The organism is Streptomyces sp. NPDC058701 (genome assembly GCF_042715295.1).
Taxonomy (GTDB): Bacteria; Actinomycetota; Actinomycetes; order Streptomycetales; family Streptomycetaceae; genus Streptomyces.
In genome coordinates this window covers 1-2,152 of record NZ_JBHXSY010000132.1, presented here as the reverse complement: position 1 = coordinate 2,152, position 2,152 = coordinate 1, and the positions used below count along the sequence as shown (strand labels likewise).

Here is a 2,152-nt window from a genome sequence, read left to right as displayed (position 1 = left end):
ACCCTGGTCGCCGAAATCCGCGAGATCCACACCGCCACCGCGGCACTTACGGAGTACGCCGGATCCATGCCGCGCTGCGGGGCTCCGGACACACGGTCAACCGCAAGCGGGCCGAACGCTGATGTGCCGCGAGGGGATCGAGGGCTAACACCTACGCCGGTGCGAGCGCACCACGATCCCCGACCGGCTCGCACCACCCGCTCCGGACCTGTCACATCGGTGCGGACCCGGCGCAGGCCCGGTCTTCCCCGAACCCTCCAGACGGGTCGGTCGAAATCCGCTCGGAAGTGAGCCGCTCCGAACCAACCGAAGGTAGTGCGCTCTGCCCGCCGCGACCAGGTGCGAACCCCCGCCGTCGCAGGGGGTGTCGCGACTACGCGCCTAGCTGCTACTCGAGGCCGCGGTATTCGGCGATCCCCTTCGGACTCGAGCAGGAGCCCGACCTGCGGAGTCGCGGAATGAGTATCCATCGCCCATCCGGCCTGGCTCTTTCCATAGCTGAATCGTTCCGGAACCGTCGTCGGCTCGTTTCGGACGGCCCGGCACTCACCGTTCGGCGGTGTCGTCTTCATCTGCTCAGGAGTCCCATGCGTCCCCATAAGCACAGTGGCGAGATCCATCGGTATCTCGCACCCCGAGACTCGGTCCGCCGGAGCAAGCGAGAGAGTGCCCCCGGGCTGGCCGCCGAATCTTCGTGCCAGGGCGTCCTGGAGCGAACGCTGCGTGAGCTGAGGGTACTTGCGGCGGTGGTCTCTTCCAACGCCTTGATCGCCATCCTGCCCGCCCTGCTTACCACCCTGGCGGCGGCCCGTTCCTCTGATACGCACCCGGCCCCCGTGCTGTTAGCCGGAGGCATCCATGCGCTGTTGGCCATCTTCGTCTTCGACCTGTCCAACCAGATCACCGGCGTGCCGGAGGATCGCATCAACAAGCCTTCGCGCCCGCTAGTGACAGGCCTGTTGAGCATGAGGGGCGCTTGGTGGCGCCTTGCTGCGGCCATTTCCCTCCTCCTGCTGACGGGCTATCTTCTGGGCATCATCCACCTGGCACTGCTTTGGGTGGCCGTAGCAGGTGCCAACAACCACCTCGGGCTCGCCCGACGTCCCTTCTGTAAGCCGCTCGTCGTCGGGGTCCAGGCAGCGAGCCAGCTGCTGTCCGCGTGGGAGATCGGTGGCGGCCGGTCCGACCGATTCCTGCCCTGTGCCATTGCTGTATCGGCGCTCCTAGCTGTGCTCATGCCGCTGCAGGATCTCCGCGACATCGAGGGTGACCGGAACGTGGGGCGCAGGACGCTTCCTATCGCCTACGGCTCCTGGCCCGTGCGGATCTACATGTGCGTCGCCCTGGTGCTCACACCTGCCATCGTCCGCGGCTTGGTGGAATGGAATATCCTATGGTCTGGAGGGTGGCTCGAAGTTCTGGCCGCTGGAATTTGCGCATGCGCAGCGGTACGGGTGGTCGCGCTGAGGAACGCCGCAAACGACGACAGGACCTACCGGCTGCTGGTCCTCTGGTACGCGACCATCGCGACATGTCCTCTTATAGCGACGCTCTGACTGTGCGCCGCTGCAGGGCCGGACCCGACACGAGAAGGCCAGGTGCGCCCACCTCGCGCGGGAGCGCATGTGCAGCGGTCCGGACGGCGAATGGGCAATGCCTCCTCGGTCCGTACTGCGCGGGTACGGGCTGTGCAGCCACGTCAGCGGATGAGTAAGCCGGGAGCGAGGATGGCGCCTGGATCGAGGTCGGCCGTACTGATCGTTCCAGAGCGAGGTTCTGAGTCGGTGTAAGCAGAGCATGCTGCAGACGAGTTACTGAGGATTTCGGGGTGGGGTCGGTGGGTTGATGGCCAGGCCGGTGGCGGTGAGGCAACCGTCGATGAGGTGGGGTCGGAGTTGGATTCTGCGTAACTCGCGGCGGAGTTTGCGGTCGAGGTCGTCGGGGGTGTCGAAGGCGGTGTTGGCCATCGCTCTGCGCACGAGGGACCAGACGGCTTCGACCGGGTTCAGGTCTGGTGCGTATGCCGGGAGGCGGATGGTGGTGAGCCAGTCGTGTTCGGCCTCGTAGCGTTTCAGCCCGGCGGCCAGGCGGGTGTTGAGGATGCCCCTATGTTGCGTCAAGCGGCAGATGACGAGGCAGCAAGGGCCGACGG

At 66.1% G+C, this 2,152-nt stretch carries 3 protein-coding genes; 2 read left to right on the top strand and 1 reads right to left on the bottom strand.

The window, feature by feature from the left end:
- A partial coding sequence (locus ACFWW8_RS38490) for an IS3 family transposase (RefSeq protein ID WP_386537579.1) occupies positions 1-122 on the top strand: 122 nt, incomplete at its 5' end.
- Positions 123-746: 624 nt separating this feature from the next.
- The gene (locus tag ACFWW8_RS38485; RefSeq protein WP_386537576.1) at positions 747-1,556 is read left to right on the top strand and encodes a UbiA family prenyltransferase; all 810 of its coding nucleotides are present in this window, start codon (positions 747-749) and stop codon (positions 1,554-1,556) included.
- A gap of 255 nt (positions 1,557-1,811) precedes the next feature.
- On the opposite strand, the gene ACFWW8_RS38480 is transcribed toward ACFWW8_RS38485, so the two are convergent.
- A partial coding sequence (locus tag ACFWW8_RS38480) for a transposase (protein ID WP_386537573.1) occupies positions 1,812-2,152 on the bottom strand: 341 nt, incomplete at its 5' end.